This window comes from Streptococcus sp. Marseille-Q0941 (genome assembly GCF_943736975.1).
Classification (GTDB): domain Bacteria; phylum Bacillota; class Bacilli; order Lactobacillales; family Streptococcaceae; genus Streptococcus.
Genome location: NZ_CALSFO010000001.1, coordinates 60,871 through 79,111 on the forward strand (window position 1 = coordinate 60,871; position 18,241 = coordinate 79,111).

The window sequence follows — 18,241 nt, forward strand, 5'->3', positions numbered from 1 at the left end:
CGAAAAAACCACCTAAGTCAAGGTGGCTTCTTATCTATTAAATTTGTTCTGCTAGAACCTTTTCAGCAAGGTTCATAGCGTGGTCTGATACACGAGTATAGTGTGAAATAATATCAATAAAGTTGACACCTGCTTGAGTAGAACATTCACCGTTATTAAGACGTTTAATATGAGTCTTACGGAGGACTCGCTCCATCTTGTTGATGTCTTCGTGTCGTTCGATAAGAGCTTGAGCTTTTTCAAGGTCGTTGTTTTCTACACTTTCAAGAGCATCTTTGACAAATTCGCTCGTTTTAAGATAAATCTCAGCTAGCTCCTCTAATGCAGCCTCTGAGAATTGAACATTCTTGCGTTGCAAGTAATCGTTAAGATTGATAAGAGCTTCAGCGTGGTCCCCGATACGTTCCAAATCACGTGAAGAGTCAAGGATGTTGGTTAAGACTTCACTCTCTTTTTGACTCAATGCTTCACTAGATAGACTAATGAGGTAGCGAGTTAATTTCTCATCGATTGTATTGATAGCTTCTTCAGTCTTGTGTCCTTTGTCTGCGACTTTTTCATTAGGATTGATAATGTAGTCATAAGAAAGGTCGAATGCTTTAACAGCATAGTTTCCCAGGTGCAAGAGTTCTTTCTTAGCATTTCCTAGGGCGATAGAAGGAGCTTGCTTGATGAGTTGTTCATCCAGATAAAGAGGCTCGTATTTAACAACTTCGTCTTCACCAGGGATAAGCTTGGTTACAAAGTAAGCCAAGGCACCGATGAATGGGAATTGGACGATGGTATTACTTACGTTGAAAGCACCGTGTGAAAAGGCAATCGTCATCTCAGGTGAGAGGTGAAGTAGAGCCTGGAAGTACTCAATCATCGAAGTGAATGGGCCTAACAAGATTAAGCAGAGGATCGTTCCTAGAACGTTAAAGGTAACGTGCGTTGCTGCAACGCGCTTCGCAGATACATTGGCACCCGCTGCTGCGATGATAACGGTTAAGGTTGTACCGATATTATCCCCAAATAGGACAGGTAGTGAACCTTTGAGGTCGAGGAAGCCACCCGCATAGAGACCTTGAAGAATCCCGATAGTTGCAGAAGATGCCTGAATCAAAACGGTAATTACCGCACCAGCCACAACTCCCAAGATAGGATTTTGACCCAAGGTAACCATGTATTCCTTAAACTGAGGTAAGTCTTTAAGAGGGCTCATACCCGCACTAATAAGGTTGAGGGCATAGAAGATACCACCTACACCAAAAAGAATACGTCCAATATTGTTTACGGTGCGATTTTTTGTAAAGAATAAGAACATGGTTCCAAGGAAAATCAAGGGGAGGGCATACTCACCAAGTTTGAAACCGATGATAAAGGATGTTACGGTCGTTCCAATATTGGCTCCCATGATAATCCCTATAGCCTGTCTAAGGGTGAGGAGACTAGCACTGACCAATCCAACCGTAATAACCGTTACACCTGTACTTGATTGGATAAGAGCAGTGACGACAATCCCCACTAAGACCCCTAAGAAGGGATTACTTGTGTACTTGTCAATGTAATATCGAAGACGATCTCCAGCTGCTTGTTGCAAACCGTCCCCCATGGTCTTGATACTATATAAGAATAGTCCCAAACCACCTAAAAAGTGAAATGCAATTTCCTGCCAATTAATGGACATTTTCTTTTTCCTCCGAAAACTAGTCGCGGAATTTCTCCCATTCTATTTTAAAGGATTCTAAACAATCTAACAAGTAGTAAACGCAGTTTTTTTAGAAAAACATCATTAAAATTTAGAAAAAAGGCAGTTGATTGTCTAATTTATATCATTTATTCACTCCTTTATAGATATTTTAGGATGAGTGTTGACTCTACTTATAAATAACGTAAAATAAAAATGAACAGTTCTGCTATTTGAGAGGCAGATACTTTTTTAAAATAAAAATAAAGCGCTTACTTTTTGGAGGTAAAAGGAGAAAAAGATGAAGAATCCATTTTTTGAGAAACGTTGTCGCTATAGTATTCGAAAATTATCAGTGGGTGCCTGCTCTTTGATGATTGGCTCGGTTTTATTTGCCAACCAAGCTCTAGCAGAAGAAGTTGCTGTTCCAGCGAATGAAACAACGACGACTGCCGTGGCTACAGAGCAACCATCACCTGCCACCACAGAACAACCATCACCTGCCACCACAGAACAACCAACTACCACCTCACCTGAGGTATTAAAACAGTTGGAGGAGACTGAAAACAAGGTTAGTGAGCAACCTGTTTCAGAAGAGAAATCAACCTTGGATCAATTGACTGTGGCTGATAATAAGGAAGTAGCCAGTCCAGTTGCTGAAACTCCTAAGGCCGCAGAAGTCCCTGCAGCTACCGAAAATAAGCCAGAAGAGAAAGCTACTGTTGCTGATATTCCTAAGAAGGAAGAAAAAAGTCTCCGACCTAAAGAAATTAAGTTTGACACCTGGGAAGACTTGTTGAAATGGGAACCAGGTGCCCGTGAAGATGACGCTATTAACCGCTCTTCAGTAGAATTAGCTAAGCGTTACCGCGGTCATGTCATCAATGAAAAAGCCAATAAGGATGCCAAAGTCGAAGCTCTTGCTAATACTAACTCTAAGGCTAAAGATCACGCTTCTGTAGGTGGTGAAGAGTTTAAAGCCTACGCTTTCGACTATTGGCAGTACTTGAATTCTATGGTCTTTTGGGAAGGACTCGTCCCAACTCCAGACGTGATTGATGCTGGTCACCGTAATGGTGTTCCTGTATTGGGTACCTTATTCTTCAACTGGTCAAATAGCATTGCAGACCAAGAAAAATTTGCTGCTGCTCTTCAACAAGATGAAGACGGTACTTTCCCGATCGCTCGTAAGTTAGTTGATTTGGCTAAATATTATGGATTTGATGGTTACTTTATTAACCAAGAAACAACAGGAGATATCGTTACTCCCCTTGGTAAGAAAATGCGTGACTTCATGCTCTATACCAAGGAATATGCTGCCAAAGTCAATCATCCAGTCAAATATTCTTGGTACGATGCCATGACCTATGAATATGGTCGTTATCACGAAGACGGACTCGGTGAGTACAACTATCAGTTTATGCAAAAAGAAGGGGATAAGGTACCCGCTGATCACTTCTTTGCCAACTTTAACTGGACCAAGGAGAAAAATGATTACTCTGTAACTATGGCAAAATGGCTTGGACGTAGTCAGTATGATGTTTTTGCAGGTTTGGAATTGCAACAAGGTGGTTCTTATAAGACTAAAGTGAAATGGGATGCCCTTTTAGATGAAAATGGCAAGCTACGTTTGTCACTCGGTCTCTTTGCGCCGGATACGATTACTAGTCTTGGCAAGACAGGTGAAGATTATCATAAGAATGAGAACATCTTCTTCACAGGTTACCAAGGAGATCCAACTGGTCAAAAACCAGATGATAAAGACTGGTACGGGATAGCCAACCTCGTAGCTGACCGTACACCAGCAGTGGGACGTAGCTTCACAACATCCTTTAACACTGGACATGGTAAAAAATGGTTTGTAGACGGTAAAGTCTCTAAGGATTCTGAATGGAACTATCGTTCTGTATCAGGTATCTTGCCTACATGGCGCTGGTGGCAGACATCATCAGCTGCTAAACTCAAAGCTGACTATGACTTTGAAGATGCTTATAATGGAGGAAATTCACTTAAATTTGCAGGAGATCTAGCTGAAAATACCAACCAAGATGTCCGTCTCTACTCTACAAAACTGGAAGTAACAGATAAAACGAAACTCCGTGTCGCTCATAAAGGTGGTAAGGGAAGCAAGGTCTATGTAGAGTTTGCGACTCAGAAAAACTATACCTATGGTGGCGAGAATGCTCGTAAGGAGCTGACTCTATCTGACGATTGGACAAAAGACGAATTTGACTTGAGTGCTTTAGCAGGTCAGACCATTTACGGTATCAAACTCACTTTTGAAAATACTGCTACCCTTAAGGGCTATCAATTTAACTTGGGTGAGTTGACTGTGACAGATAATCAAGAGGCTCCTCAAGCACCAACAGCTCTAACCGTAGCCAAGAAATCTCTTAAAAATGCTCAAGAAGCAGAAGCTATTGTCCAATTTACTGGTCATAAAGATGCTGATTTCTATGAAGTCTATGAAAAGGATGGCGATACTTGGCGCCTATTGACAGGCTCGTCTGCCACTACGATTTACCTACCAAAAGTTAGCCGTTCAGCTACTGCAACGGGTACTAGTCAGGAGTTGAAGGTTGTCGCAGTTGGTAAGAACGGTCTTCGCTCTGAGGCTGCAACCACAAACTTTGAGTGGGGAATGAATGTCCAAGACACAAGTCTTCCAAGACCATTAGCAGAAAATATCGTTCCAGGAGCGACTGTTATCGGAAGTACCTTCCCAGATACAGAAGGCGGAGAAGGTATCGAAGGAATGTTGAATGGTACCATCACCAGTCTATCTGACAAATGGTCTTCTGCTCAATTAAGCGGTAGCGTTGATATCCGTTTGACACAACCACGCCGTGTCGTTAGATGGGTCATGGACCATGCCGGTGCTGGTGGAGAATCTGTCAACGATGGTTTGATGAATACTAAAGATTTCGACCTTTACTACAAGGATGAAGCAGGAGAATGGAAACTAGCCAAGGCTGTTCGTGGTAATAAAGCCCATGTTTCAGATATTACCCTTGATAGCCCAATCACAGCTCAAGACTGGCGCTTGCATGTCATCACATCTGACAATGGAACGCCATGGAAAGCCATCCGCATCTACAACTGGAAGATGTATGAAACTCTAGATACGGAGAGTCAGAACATTCCAATGGCTAAAGTGGCAGCGCGTGTCCTAACTGACAATAAGGTTCAGCTAGGATTCTCAGAAGTTCCTGCAGGTGCAACCATCACAGTCTATGACAAGGCAGATTCACAAACTCCAATCGCTACATTGAATACGGTAGTTGGAGGAGATTTGGCAACAGTTCCATTAAGTTTTGAAAAACGTCCTAGCCTTCTTTACTACCGTACACAATTGCCAGGAAAAGAAATCAGTAATACTCTTGCTGTAACGATTCCTCAGACTGATAGAAAGATTAAGTCTGTCAGTCTAGAAGCAGCACCTAAAAAGACGACTTACCAAGATGGTGAGGAATTGAATCTTAAAGGTGGTCTTCTTCGTGTCAAATATGAGGGTGAAGAAGCAGATGAAGTCATCAACTTCAGTCATGCAGGTGTTGTGGTCAACGGCTATGATGCTCACCATCATGGCGAACAAGAATTAACAGTAACCTATCTTGGTCTTCCGGTTGCTGGAAGCTTCAAGGTTCAAGTGACTGGTGAAGAAGCTGGTCCAAAAGAAGTCGCAGGCTTGTATATTAGTAAACAACCTAAAATTGATTACTTTGTAGGCGACACTCTTGACTTATCAGAAGGACGCTTCAAGGTCTTGTATGATGATGAGACTGAGACAGAACATAGCTTTACAGACCAAGGAGTCGAAATTACAGGTTATGATTCTCAAAAAACAGGCCGTCAAAAACTTGTCTTGCATTATCAAGGTCAAACTGTCGAGTTTGATGTTCTAGTATCACCTAAGGCAGCGATTAATGACGAATATCTGAAACAAGAAATTACATCTGCTCAAGGTCGCAAAGAAACACTAGCTTATACATTTGCCGATGCAGAAAAACAAGCAGCTCTGGTTGAAAAGCTTGCTGCAGCAAAAGCTATCTTGGAAAACCACGATGCTAGTCAAGAAGCAGTCAACCAAGCCTTGAACGATTTGAAACAAGCTGGTGCAGACTTGGATGGAAATCAACGTTATCAAACTGCTAGAGAAGAATTGGAAAGCTTGCTCGAATCCGTCCGTGAAAAAGATTCTCAAGATGAGTTGATTGCCCAAGCTGAAGCTTTGTTATCTTCACAAACACCAACTCCACAAGCTTTTGCGGACATGAAAGAAAAGCTGAATCAGAAACTAGCACCTGCAGCAGAAAGTCACCACGTAGGTAGCACGGATCCAAATGAAGTAGCTCCAACGGTTGCAGCTCTACCTGAGGTAGTGGTTGAAACAGAAACCCAAGCCTTCGAGCGTCAAGAACGTCCGTCAGGAGACCTCTTGTTAGGTGAACGCCGTGTGGTTCAAGCTGGTGAGGATGGGCAAGTCCGTCGCTTGATTGAAGTGGATGCTAAAGGCAACCGTACACTTCTTCAGACAGAGGTAGTAAAAGAAGCAGTTTCAGAGATTACTGAAGTTGGTACAAAAGTAGAAAGTCGTGTTCAACCGCTAGACGGCGTCAAAGATTTGACCATCAGCAATCCAGCATTGGTTGTTGAAGAAGAAAAGGTTGCGTACGGACATGAAGAACGAGTAAATCCTAGTCTTCAGGCGGGAGAACGTCGAATTGTTCAGGACGGTGTAGAAGGTCAGACTCGTCGTCTGATTGAAGTAGATGCAGAAGGAAATCGCACTCTTCTTCAGACAGAAGTAGTCAAGGAAGCAGTTCCAGAGATTACTGAAGTTGGTAGCAAAGTAGAAAGTCGAGTTCAACCGCTAGACGGCGTCAAAGATTTGACTATTAGCAATCCAGCATTGGTTGTTGAAGAAGAAAAGGTTGCGTACGGACATGAAGAACGAGTAAATCCTAGTCTTCAGGCAGGAGAACGTCGCTTGGTTCAAGCAGGAGTTGAAGGACTTCGTAGAAATCTGGTAGAGGTTGATACCGAAGGGAACCGTACTCTTAAGGGAACTGAAGTTCTCAAAGAAGCTGTAACTGAGATTGTGGAGATTGGTCCAAAAGTTGATGCCCAAGATGACAAACCTTTTGCACCTGCTCCAGTAGCACAAGTAGCTAAGCAGGAACCAGCAAAAGCAGAAGCACAAGCTGAAAAACCTGAAGGAAAACAACTTCCAAGTACTGGTGAAGGAGTAGATGCAAATCTACTTGCCCTTGGATTGGTCGGAGTTCTAGGTGGTTTTGGACTACTCGCACAAAAGAAAAAAGAAGATTAAGTTACACTTCTTAATTTACCGTCTGATTGGATAATAGTATAAAAAGGTAAGAGCCATTTTTGGCTCCTGCCTTTTTGCATGACTAAAATATTTGTGTTAAAAGTAAAAAACTTGTAGTTTTTTCAATATCCTTATTTTAAAAACCAATTTGGTCATATTTCTGGACTTTGATCTGTTTATTTGATAACATGGAAATTCAGTAAAATTTTAAGGAGATGTTGTGAAATTATTTGTTAAATATGGGATATTTCTTTTTGCTACTGTTCTATCTATGGGAACGTATAGAGTTATGGCTGATGAACTTTCGCCTGTTAATACCGAATCCAGTGTTGAGGGTAGGACAAAGTCAAAAGCTAGCGAGATTATTGTAGGTAATCCTACCTCTTCAATGTCTAAATTAAAAGAGGACTCAGATCAAAATAAATCTGAGCCGAGCATTACTAAAGTTGAAGTATCAGGTGGGGTAAATCCATCTGAGACTGGTGTTGATTTTTTCAAAGATGTTGAAATTAATCTTGAAGGCAATAACTTAACCGATGATAACTTCCTAAGCAAAGAAGGTCTACATTGGTCTGATAAAACCTATGTAGAAATTGAAAAAGGAACTGAGAATGGTCTCCTAAATGATAGTGAACGATTCGGTGAGGACAATACTCCCTCAACCCCTGTTACAGCATACAGTAACAATGTAGGTGATAGTGGACGAATCAATTTTGTCGGTAAAACCTTATCCGGTATAGATTTAGATTTACTATGGACGGTCATTGAAAGTGATAAAGATGAGTGGGCTTCAAATTCTGGATTTCATGATAGTCGTCCAAAAGGACTAGGTTTCTCAGGTGAGCAATTTATTCCCGGAGCAACTGGGAATTCAATTGTTGTATTATACAACAATGCAAGTAATCTTGCCCTGCATTATCAAATTGTAAAACATGGAACAAAAATTGAACAACCGGTTGTTGTTAGTTTTATTTCTACGGATATTGATGTTGCACAAGGAGTTCAAACGAACCTCGCAAATTTAGTTGAAATCATTCCGACAGAGTCTAACCTTGTCAAAGAAGATGGAATCATCTATGATACTACTCCAGGTGTGGTCGGTCTCAATGGCTCTAAAGATCTTCCGAAAGGTGGCTATCTTGGAGCTGGCTTTATTTCAAATTTTGATTATACTTTCTACTCGCCTGCTCCAAAAAGAGTGAATGATTCTTACTACTACCCACTAGCTGTAAGGTACGATATTTTTGGAAGTAGCTTGCAAGCCAATATCAATACGCGTGTTTCTAAACCAATTATTGTCCAGTATGTTGATAAATACGGGAAGGAATTAAGGAAAACAGAATTTTATAAAGGTTTCGATGATGAATCTTATAAAGTGGAGTTCTTAAATATTCCAAATTATCGTTTAGCAGATGTTAAGAGATTAACAGAAAATAAGGGAAGAACAAGGATTCAGTTTGTCTATCAGAAAGAACTACCCGTGACGTTAAAGTTTCAAGATGAGACAGGGAAGGACTTGTACGGCGCTCTCACTTATAAAGTTCTTGAGGGGCAAAGGCTAAAGCATACACCAAAGAAGGTCGAGGGATATGTGACACCAGCGGTATTTGATACTTTGGTAGGAGGCGCTGTCGAAAAGATTTTCGTTTATAAGAAAATCCCACAACCTAAGATAAACATTCCGACTTCTAAGGGAAAATCGGATGTAAATAAAGAGAAGGTTATCAAACCACAGCAATCCCCTTCTTATCTCCCATTTGTTTCTCAAGCAAACTCTAATCACTCTGTAGCTACTGTCTCAGTAGGGAACTATGTACCATCTGTGGCATCTTCTTATCCAAGTTCAAACCAAGTACAAATTAATGAAAGTCAAAGAGTAAATGATGTTCAAAGAGTAGATGATACGCAGGTTGAGACTCCAAAACAAGAGGAAATAACTACAAAAGATCCATTTTTAACCAATACCAAGATGAATCGAGATGAGAAGAAATTGTTTCTTGATTATATCAGGGCTGTTGGAGATGAAGCACGGAAAAAATATGGTAATGATCGAGATAAAATAAACCATACCATCGCTAACGCCATCGCACGTGTTCCCTACGCAAATGATGGTCTACAGTCTATGACCAATGATTTTGGAGAAGCTCCTTACGCTTATAGTGGCGAAATTGGAGAGCTTTTAAAGAAGATTCATGATTCCCAAGAATATGCAATAGATTTTCCCCACCTAGCGGCACCGATTGCTACCTCTTATCAAAGTAGTTCTCTAAAAGAAAAATTGAAGTTCTTCGCGGGCCTCTCTCCATTTAACCTCCTAGGCTTATCTCCAAAAACGCTTCTTTTTCAAAATAATTCTCTAACAGGGGACTTATTAACGACTATTGATGAAAAGGACACGCTGACAGATATGGATGCCTTTATCCTGAAGTATCATAGGGACTTTAAAGACTTGGATCTGGATCAAGCAATTGAAAAATATTATAGTATAGATGGTTTGGAGCAGAAACGCCAAGAGTATTATTATCAAGTGCTCAAAGAGCAGTCGGGAGATACCACTGCTGAAGGCTATAAAGATTTCTTGTTAATTGGCAGCATTTTGAGTTTATCAGGACTTGCCTTGATGGGAATGAAAAAATATAATGAAGCTAAAGCTTTGAAAAAACGATTAAAGGAAGATCCTTCTGCTGCTCTTCGAGAATATATCTGGGACCCACTGAAATCTGAAGTTGATTCCTTTATGAAACACCCATTAAAATTTGTCGAGGACCATATTACGGCGCCGATCGGAAATACCTTGGCTACTTTAGGGAGTGCTGGTTTATATGTTGGGGCAAAAATAATAAAAACTGTCAATGACAAGCTCGTTAAACCGGTTGTAACTTTCTTGTCAACGAATGTGGTGAAACCACTTTACAATGGTGTTGTTAAGCCAGCGATTGATTTTACTGTAAATAAAGTTGCGAAGCCTCTCTATCAAAAGGTTATAAAACCAGTAGTAAAACCGATTGTAAACTTTGCTTATAATGCAGTAGCGAAGCCTCTCTATAGAGGTGTCATCAAACCTACATATAATCATGTGATGAAGCCTATTGCGAAAGGTGTTTACAACAATGTACTCAAGCCTGTAGCAACTTTTGCGAATCGAACAGTTGTCAAACCAGTTTATAACTATGTTGTCAAACCAGTTGTCAAACCAGTCTACAATCATATTGTTAAACCAATCGTAAAACCGATTTATCAGAAGGTGGTAAGGCCGATTGCTCGAGCAACAAATCGCTATGTTATAAAACCAGTAGTAAGCACTGTAAAGAAATGGGTCGTTAATCCCATCAAGAATTGGTTTGGGAATAAGAAAGGAAAAAGAAGATGAAAGCAATAAAAGGAATCATTATAGGAATTATCCTAGTATTTAGTATAGGGGTTGTTGTATTTTTAGGGTTGAGTTTATACGCTTATAGCAACTTGAAATATTATTCAGTCTACTATGCGCAACAGATGCCTCATAAGGAGGGAACAGAGCCTGACTTAGTTATGTTGATTGAAAATATGGGGGCTATCTATACCCCGAAAATTGAGGGTATTCGCTATGATGATGATGGTAGAAATTTTATTGAAAATTCGACTAATCTAACTGGTAAACCAACAAATTTTTCTGAGTTTGATGGAGGTTATGGCTATAACGATCAGGATGATGTGGGTTATAAATTTAATCAAAATTTTTCTCTTGAGTGGGCTATTGATAAACATTATAAAAAGATTGATTTAGCTACAATTGACGAAAAAAAGATAAAAGAAGAGATTAGAGAAACCGTTCAACCTGTACTTGATGTACAGCCCAAACCTCGGATCAATCTTCAGTGGTTGTTTAATAAAAAGTATCAAGACAGGTTTAATTAGAGATGAAATCGTTAAAAGGAATCATTGTAGGAACTATCCTAGTATTTAGTATAGGGGTGGTTGTCTTCTTAGGGTTGAGTTTCTATGCTTATAGCAACTTGAAATATTATTCGGTCTACTATGCGCAACAGATGCCTCATAAGGAGGGAACAGAGCCTGACTTAGTCATGCTACTTGAAAATATGGGTTCGATTTATACCCCGAAAATTGAGGGGATTCGCTACGATGATGATGGAGGAAATGCTATCGAAAATACCAAAGCCGAAGTAGTTTTGTCTAACTCTATGGGGAATTTTTTATATCATAAAAATCGTGTAACTGTAGCTTTTGATAGTACCTTTAGATTTTTCCATGTAACTGACTTATCAGGGGAGCAACCCAAAAGAGAAATTCATGAATCTGAAATAAAACAGGAGATTAGAGAAGTTTTTGCTCCAGTTATTGATGCCCAGCCCAAACCTCGGATCAATCTTCAGTGGTTATTTAATAAAAAGTATCAAGACAGGTTTAATTAGAGATGAAATCGTTAAAAGGGATCATTATAGGAATTATCCTAGTATTTAGTATAGGGGTAGTTGTCTTCTTAGGGTTGAGTTTATACGCTTATAGTAACTTGAAATATTATTCGGTCTACTATGCGCAACAGATGCCTCATAAGGAGGGGACAGAGCCTGACTTAGTTATGTTGATTGAAAATATGGGGTCGATTTATACCCCGAAAATTGAGGGGATTCGCTACGATGATGATGGAGGGAATGCTATCGAAAATACTAAGAGTGAAACAGTTTTATCAGACGCTATGGGAAATTTTTTATATCTTAAATATCATATAACTATAGGTTTTGATAGTACCTTCAGACTTCACCATGTAAGTGACTTCACAGGAGAACAGCCAAAAAGAGAAATTCATGAGGATGAAATAAAACAGGAGATTAGGGAAGTGTTTGCCCCAGTTATTGATGCTCAGCCCAAACCTCGGATCAATCTTCAATGGTTGTTTAATATGAAGTATCAGGATAGGTTTAATTAAAGATGAAATCGTTAAAAGGAATCATTGTAGGAACTATCCTAGTATTTAGTATAGGGGTGGTTGTCTTCTTAGGGTTGAGTTTATATGCTTATAGCAACTTGAAATATTATTCGGTCTACTATGCGCAACAGATGCCTCATAAGGAGGGCACAGAGCCCGACTTAGTCATGTTGATTGAAAATATGGGGGCTATCTATACCCCGAAAATTGAGGGAATTCGCTATGATGATGATGGTAGAAATTTTATTGAAAATTCGACTAATCTAACTGGTAAACCAACAAATTTTGATGAATTTGTTGGTGGTTATGGTTATAGCGATCAAAACGATGTAACCTATAAATTCAATAAAAATTTTTCTCTGGAGTGGGCTATTGATAAACATTATAAAAAGATTGATCTAGCTACAGTTGATGAAAAAAAGATAAAAGAAGAGATTCGAGAAACCGTTCAACCCGTACTTGATGTACAGAGTAAACCTCTCATCAATCTTCAGTGGTTGTTTAATAAAAAGTATCAAGACAGGTTTAATTAAAGATGAAATCGTTAAAAGGAATCATTGTAGGAACTATCCTAGTATTTAGTATAGGGGTGGTTGTCTTCTTAGGGTTGAGTTTCTATGCTTATAGCAACTTGAAATATTATTCGGTCTACTATGCGCAACAGATGCCTCATAAGGAGGGAACAGAGCCTGACTTAGTCATGTTGATTGAAAATATGGGTTCGATTTATACCCCGAAAATTGAGGGTATTCGCTATGATGATGATGGAATGAATAGTATTGCTAGAAACGTTGAGGGAAGGGAGTCGATATTCTCTTCCTCGGGAGAATATTTAATGTTTCATTCCAGTACGGATGATCATTATCTATTTGATAGAGTTTTTCGTAATAAAAGTTCATTTGATAAACACTATAATGATATTGAATTCAATCAACAACTAGTTTTAAATGAAATTAGGGAGACCGTTCAACCCGTACTTGATGTACAGCCTAAACCCCTCATCAATCTTCAGTGGTTGTTTAATAAAAAGTATCAAGACAGGTTTAATTAAAGATGAAATCGTTAAAAGGAATCATTGTAGGAATTATTTTAGTATTTAGTATAGGAGTTGTTGTATTTTTAGGGTTGAGTTTATATGCTTATGGCAACTTGAAATATTATTCAGTTTACTATGCGCAACAGATGCCTCATAAGGAAGGGACAGAGCCCGACTTAGTCATGCTACTTGAAAATATGGGTTCGATTTATACCCCGAAAATTGAGGGTATTCGCTATGATGATGATGGAGGAAATGCTATTATTGACACTAAAAACAATTTTGTCTTATCAGAAACTATGGGAAACTTTTCATATCATAAATATCATTTTTCTGTAGGTTTTGACAGTACCTTTAGATTTCACCATGTAACTGACTTCACAGGTGAGCAACCCAAAAGAGAAATTCATGAAGCTGAAATAAAACAGGAGATTAGAGAAGTTTTTGCTCCAGTTATTGATGCCCAGCCCAAACCTCGGATCAATCTTCAGTGGTTGTTTAACATGAAATATCAGGACAGGTTTAATTAGAAATGCAGATAGGTCTTTAAATTGAAATTAAACTGAACAAAAATGGTTCAACTCTTAGATATGCGATGATGATATTTTTGTGAGTTTTTCTATTGCAATGAAAAACTTTCAAAATAGATTTTTAAAAATTGAGCAGTTTCTGAAGAGTGAGTTAAGAAAAAATAAAGACACAACTCCAGACAATAGCTCTTCCTTTATAAATGAGCAGCATACCATAGATGAAGATAAAAACAGTGAGGGATTTCCTTAGAAAGTAAAGATTGAGTTTACTTTACTAGATAGAGCCGTTTCAGGGAAAAGTTTAAGGTTTTGCTATCTCTTTTATTGATTTTGTGATATAATTAACACGTAAAAAAAAAAGAAGGAGTCATATCTAATGGCAAAATTGACTGTTAAAGACGTTGACTTGAAAGGGAAAAAAGTTCTCGTTCGTGTTGACTTCAACGTTCCTGTAAAAGATGGCGTGATTACTAACGACAACCGTATCACTGCAGCTCTTCCAACTATCAAGTACATCCTTGAACAAGGTGGACGTGCAATCCTCTTCTCTCACCTTGGACGTGTGAAAGAAGAAGCAGACAAAGAAGGTAAATCACTTGCTCCGGTAGCTGCTGACTTGGCAGCTAAATTGGGTCAAGACGTTGCTTTCCTTCCAGGTGTTACTCGTGGTGCTGAATTGGAAGCAGTGATTAACGCTCTTGAAGATGGACAAGTTCTCTTGGTTGAAAACACTCGTTACGAAGATGTTGATGGTAAGAAAGAATCTAAAAACGATCCTGAACTTGGTAAATACTGGGCATCACTTGGAGATGGTATCTTCGTAAACGATGCATTCGGTACAGCTCACCGTGCACACGCATCCAACGTTGGTATCTCAGCAAACGTTGAAAAAGCAGTTGCTGGTTTCCTTCTTGAAAACGAAATTGCCTACATCCAAGAAGCAGTTGAAGCTCCAGAACGTCCATTCGTGGCTATCCTCGGTGGTTCAAAAGTTTCAGACAAGATTGGTGTTATCGAAAACTTGCTTGAAAAAGCTGATAAAGTTCTTATCGGTGGTGGGATGACTTACACATTCTACAAAGCACAAGGTATCGAAATCGGTAACTCACTTGTAGAAGAAGACAAATTGGATGTGGCGAAAGCTCTTCTTGAAAAATCAAACGGCAAATTAATCTTGCCAGTTGACTCGAAAGAAGCAAATGCATTTGCGGACTACACTGAAGTAAAAGACACTGAAGGTGAAGCAGTAGACCCAGGTTTCCTTGGTTTGGATATCGGTCCAAAATCTATCGCTAAATTTGACGAAGCTTTGACGGGTGCGAAAACAGTTGTATGGAACGGACCTATGGGTGTATTTGAAAACCCTGACTTCCAAGCTGGTACAATCGGTGTCATGGACGCTATCGTGAAACAACCAGGCGTAAAATCAATCATCGGTGGTGGTGACTCAGCTGCCGCAGCCATCAACCTTGGTCGTGCAGACAAGTTCTCATGGATCTCTACTGGTGGTGGAGCATCAATGGAACTCCTTGAAGGTAAAGTTCTTCCAGGACTTGCAGCTTTGACTGAAAAATAAGAATATAAAAAAGAGGCTGGGACAAAAGTCCTAGCCTCTCAATTGTCTTTGGATTGTCGAGCAAGCTGCAGTGGTTGAGTGGGTTCTACTACGCTGATTTCATCAGCTTTTACAGCCCTACTCAACTGTGAGGAGGTGGGACGACGAAATCAAATTCTAACGAATGACCGATTTATGTCCCACACTCTCTTTTTTTACGCTCTTTTAAAGTTTGAGATTACCGAGGGATAATTGGACAGAATCCAAAAAAAACAGTAAAATAGAGGAATACTAATCTAAATGAAATTTGAGTGATGATCGTGGAAAAAAGAGAGAATCTTACAAAAACAGCTATTTGTGGTATTATCAATGTAACCCCAGATTCTTTTTCAGATGGGGGCCAGTTTTTTGCTGTTGAGGAGGCCTTGAAGCAGGCTAGAAAATTGATAGCTGAAGGAGCCACTATCTTAGATATCGGTGGAGAATCCACTCGACCTGGAAGTAGCTATGTTGAGATTGAAGAGGAAATCCAACGTGTGGTTCCAGTCATTAAAGCTATCCGTGCAGAAAGTGATGTTTTAATTTCGGTCGACACTTGGAAGAGTCAGGTAGCAGAAGCAGCTCTAAAAGCGGGTGCCAATATAGTCAATGACATCACAGGTCTCATGGGTGATGAGAAGATGGCGGAGGTGGTTGCGAAAGCAGAAGCTCAAGTCGTCATCATGTTTAATCCGGTCATGGCACGCCCTCAGCATCCTAGTTCACTTATATTCCCTCATTTTGGATTTGGAGAGCCTTTTACTGATAAAGACTTGGCTGACTTTGAACAACTAGCAGTAGAAGAACTGATGGCTGCTTTCTTCGATCGTGCTCTAAGGAGAGCTGAGAAAGCAGGAATTTCGAAAGACAAGATTATGCTGGATCCAGGGATTGGATTTGGTTTGACTAAGAAGGAAAATTTACTTCTCTTGCGTGATCTTGATAAGTTGCACGAAATGGGTTATCCTATCTTTTTAGGAGTCTCTCGCAAGCGCTTCGTCATCAATATCCTTGAAGAAAATGGCTTTGAAGTCAATCCGGAAACTGAAGAAGGCTTCCGCAATCGGGATACTGCTTCGGCTCATGTAACTAGCATTGCTGCAAGACAAGGTGTAGAAGTGGTGCGCGTGCACGATGTAGTTAGTCATAAGATGGCGGTCGAGATTGCAACAGCCATCCGTCTGGCAGACGATGCGGAAAATTTAGATTTGAAACAGTATAAATAAGATGAACAATAAAGAAACGAATCAGTGGATAGCAACCTATCGGACAGACCAACCGCATTTTGGTTTGGAGAGGATGGTGGAGCTATTAGCCCTACGTGACAATCCCCATCTTAAGCTTAAGGTGATTCACGTCGGAGGCACCAATGGCAAGGGTTCTACCATAGCTTTCTTGAAAAACATGTTAGAAAAGATGGGGCTTAGAGTTGGAGTTTTTAGCTCACCCTATCTGATTCATTACACGGATCAGATTGCTATTAATGGTGAGTCTATATCAGAAGCGAGATTGGAAAAGTTGATGGCAGACTATCGCTCACTACTTGAAGGGGAGCATGCTCCTGCCTTACAAAGGACGACAGAATTTGAGATTATCACTGCTATCGCTTATGACTATTTTGCTTCTGAGCGAGTTGATGTCGCTATTATGGAAGTTGGGATGGGTGGTCTTTTGGATAGCACCAATGTCTGTCAACCGATACTAACGGGTATCACGACCATTGGGCTAGACCACGTTGCTTTGCTGGGGGACAGTCTGGAAGCCATCGCAGAGCAAAAGGCTGGCATTATCAAACAAGGAGTTCCCCTAGTAACAGGGAATATTGTGCCTGAAGCCTTGGTGGTTATCGACCAGATTGCGAAAGCGAAACAAGCTCCTAGGCTTGTTTATAGGGATGATTATCAGGTCAGCCATCATGAGAGTATTGAAACTGGAGAGGTCTTTGACTATACAAGTTCGTTTAGACAGGGTCGTTTTCAGACAGGTCTACTTGGCATTCATCAGATAGAGAATGCTGGGATGGCTATAACCCTGTTGGATACCTATTTCCAAGAGACTGGACGAGAATTGGTAGCGAATGACTTGGTTGCTCAAGCTTTAGAAGAAACAAGTTGGCCAGGACGCTTGGAAATTGTTTCCAAAGCCCCCTTGGTGATTTTGGATGGAGCCCACAATCCCCATGCTATTGAGGCCTTATTAGTAACTTTGCAAGAACGATTTGCCGACTACCAGAAGGAAATCCTCTTTACTTGTATTAAAACTAAGGCTTTAGAGGACATGTTAGACTTATTAAGTGCCTTGCCAGATACTGAACTGACACTCACTCACTTTGAGGATGGTCGGGCGACTGACGAAGAGGTGCTAAAAGAAGCAGCCCGTTCTAGAAAACTTAACTATCAAAGTTGGCAGGCATTTCTAGATCAAAAAATGACAGACGATGAAGAGAAAAAAACAGTTAGGATCGTTACGGGCTCCTTGTATTTCTTGAGCCAAGTGAGAGCCTATCTGATGGAGAGGAAAAACTAGAGAATGGATACACAAAAGATTGAGACAGCTGTTAAAATGATTATCGAAGCTGTTGGTGAGGATATGAACCGCGAAGGCTTGCAGGAAACTCCTGCACGTGTGGCCCGCATGTATCAGGAGATTTTTTCGGGACTTGGTCAAACTGCGGAGGAACATCTATCAAAGTCCTTTGAGATCATTGATGACAATATGGTAGTCGAAAAGGACATCTTTTTCCATACCATGTGTGAACACCACTTCTTGCCCTTTTATGGGAAAGCTCATATCGCCTACATTCCAGATGGACGTGTAGCAGGATTGTCTAAGCTTGCACGTACAGTTGAAGTTTATGCCAAAAAACCACAGATTCAAGAACGTTTGAATATTGAAGTGGCAGATGCTTTGATGGAATATCTAGGTGCTAAGGGAGCATTCGTTGTGATTGAAGCAGAGCATATGTGTATGAGTATGCGAGGTGTTCGAAAACCAGGAACTGCTACTTTGACAACAGTAGCTCGCGGTGTATTTGAGACGGATAAGGACCTTCGAGACCAGGCTTATCGTTTAATGGGACTATAATACTCTTCGAAAATCAAATTCAAACCACGTCAGCTTCCATCTGAAACCTCAAAACAGTGTTTTGAGTAG

Annotated in this window: 13 protein-coding genes; 12 read left to right on the top strand and 1 reads right to left on the bottom strand. The window is 40.2% G+C overall.

Going from position 1 to position 18,241, the window contains the following annotated elements:
• Positions 1-37: 37 nt before the first annotated feature.
• The gene (locus tag NGI26_RS00360; RefSeq protein ID WP_251934550.1) at positions 38-1,669 is read right to left on the bottom strand and encodes a Na/Pi cotransporter family protein; all 1,632 of its coding nucleotides are present in this window, start codon (positions 1,667-1,669) and stop codon (positions 38-40) included.
• Between the two features lie 301 nt (positions 1,670-1,970).
• Here NGI26_RS00360 and NGI26_RS00365 point away from each other — a divergent pair, with 301 nt between their 5' ends.
• The 12 genes from NGI26_RS00365 to folE all read left to right on the top strand — a co-directional run bounded on the left by NGI26_RS00365 (position 1,971) and on the right by folE (position 18,172).
• A complete protein-coding gene (locus NGI26_RS00365) occupies positions 1,971-7,001 on the top strand; it encodes an endo-beta-N-acetylglucosaminidase (RefSeq protein ID WP_251934551.1) in 5,031 nt (1,676 codons plus the stop codon).
• Positions 7,002-7,221: 220 nt separating this feature from the next.
• Positions 7,222-10,371 carry a MucBP domain-containing protein gene (locus NGI26_RS00370; protein ID WP_251934552.1) on the top strand — a complete coding sequence of 1,050 codons (3,150 nt, stop codon included), beginning with the start codon at positions 7,222-7,224 and terminating at the stop codon, positions 10,369-10,371.
• Positions 10,368-10,898 carry a hypothetical protein gene (locus tag NGI26_RS00375; protein ID WP_251934553.1) on the top strand — a complete coding sequence of 177 codons (531 nt, stop codon included), beginning with the start codon at positions 10,368-10,370 and terminating at the stop codon, positions 10,896-10,898. Before NGI26_RS00370 ends, NGI26_RS00375 begins: the two co-directional genes overlap by 4 nt.
• 2 nt (positions 10,899-10,900) lie before the next feature.
• The gene (locus NGI26_RS00380) at positions 10,901-11,413 is read left to right on the top strand and encodes a hypothetical protein (protein ID WP_251934554.1); all 513 of its coding nucleotides are present in this window, start codon (positions 10,901-10,903) and stop codon (positions 11,411-11,413) included.
• Between the two features lie 2 nt (positions 11,414-11,415).
• Positions 11,416-11,928 carry a hypothetical protein gene (locus NGI26_RS00385; protein ID WP_251934555.1) on the top strand — a complete coding sequence of 171 codons (513 nt, stop codon included), beginning with the start codon at positions 11,416-11,418 and terminating at the stop codon, positions 11,926-11,928.
• A gap of 2 nt (positions 11,929-11,930) precedes the next feature.
• A complete protein-coding gene (locus NGI26_RS00390) occupies positions 11,931-12,461 on the top strand; it encodes a hypothetical protein (protein ID WP_251934556.1) in 531 nt (176 codons plus the stop codon).
• A gap of 2 nt (positions 12,462-12,463) precedes the next feature.
• A complete protein-coding gene (locus tag NGI26_RS00395) occupies positions 12,464-12,979 on the top strand; it encodes a hypothetical protein (protein WP_251934558.1) in 516 nt (171 codons plus the stop codon).
• A gap of 2 nt (positions 12,980-12,981) precedes the next feature.
• Positions 12,982-13,494 (top strand): hypothetical protein, encoded by a 513-nt coding sequence (locus NGI26_RS00400; RefSeq protein WP_251934560.1) that lies wholly within the window; start codon positions 12,982-12,984, stop codon positions 13,492-13,494.
• 376 nt (positions 13,495-13,870) lie between these two features.
• Entirely contained in the window at positions 13,871-15,070 is a 1,200-nt protein-coding gene (locus NGI26_RS00405) for a phosphoglycerate kinase (protein WP_251934564.1), read from the top strand.
• Between the two features lie 293 nt (positions 15,071-15,363).
• A complete protein-coding gene (gene folP, locus NGI26_RS00410) occupies positions 15,364-16,314 on the top strand; it encodes a dihydropteroate synthase (RefSeq protein WP_251934781.1) in 951 nt (316 codons plus the stop codon).
• Position 16,315: 1 nt separating this feature from the next.
• Positions 16,316-17,614: a bifunctional folylpolyglutamate synthase/dihydrofolate synthase gene (locus NGI26_RS00415; RefSeq protein ID WP_251934567.1), complete on the top strand. Its 1,299-nt coding sequence runs from the start codon at positions 16,316-16,318 to the stop codon at positions 17,612-17,614.
• A 3-nt stretch (positions 17,615-17,617) separates the two neighbouring features.
• Positions 17,618-18,172, top strand: coding sequence for a GTP cyclohydrolase I FolE (folE, locus tag NGI26_RS00420; protein ID WP_251934571.1), 555 nt, complete (start codon positions 17,618-17,620; stop codon positions 18,170-18,172).
• The last annotated feature ends 69 nt before the right edge of the window (positions 18,173-18,241 follow it).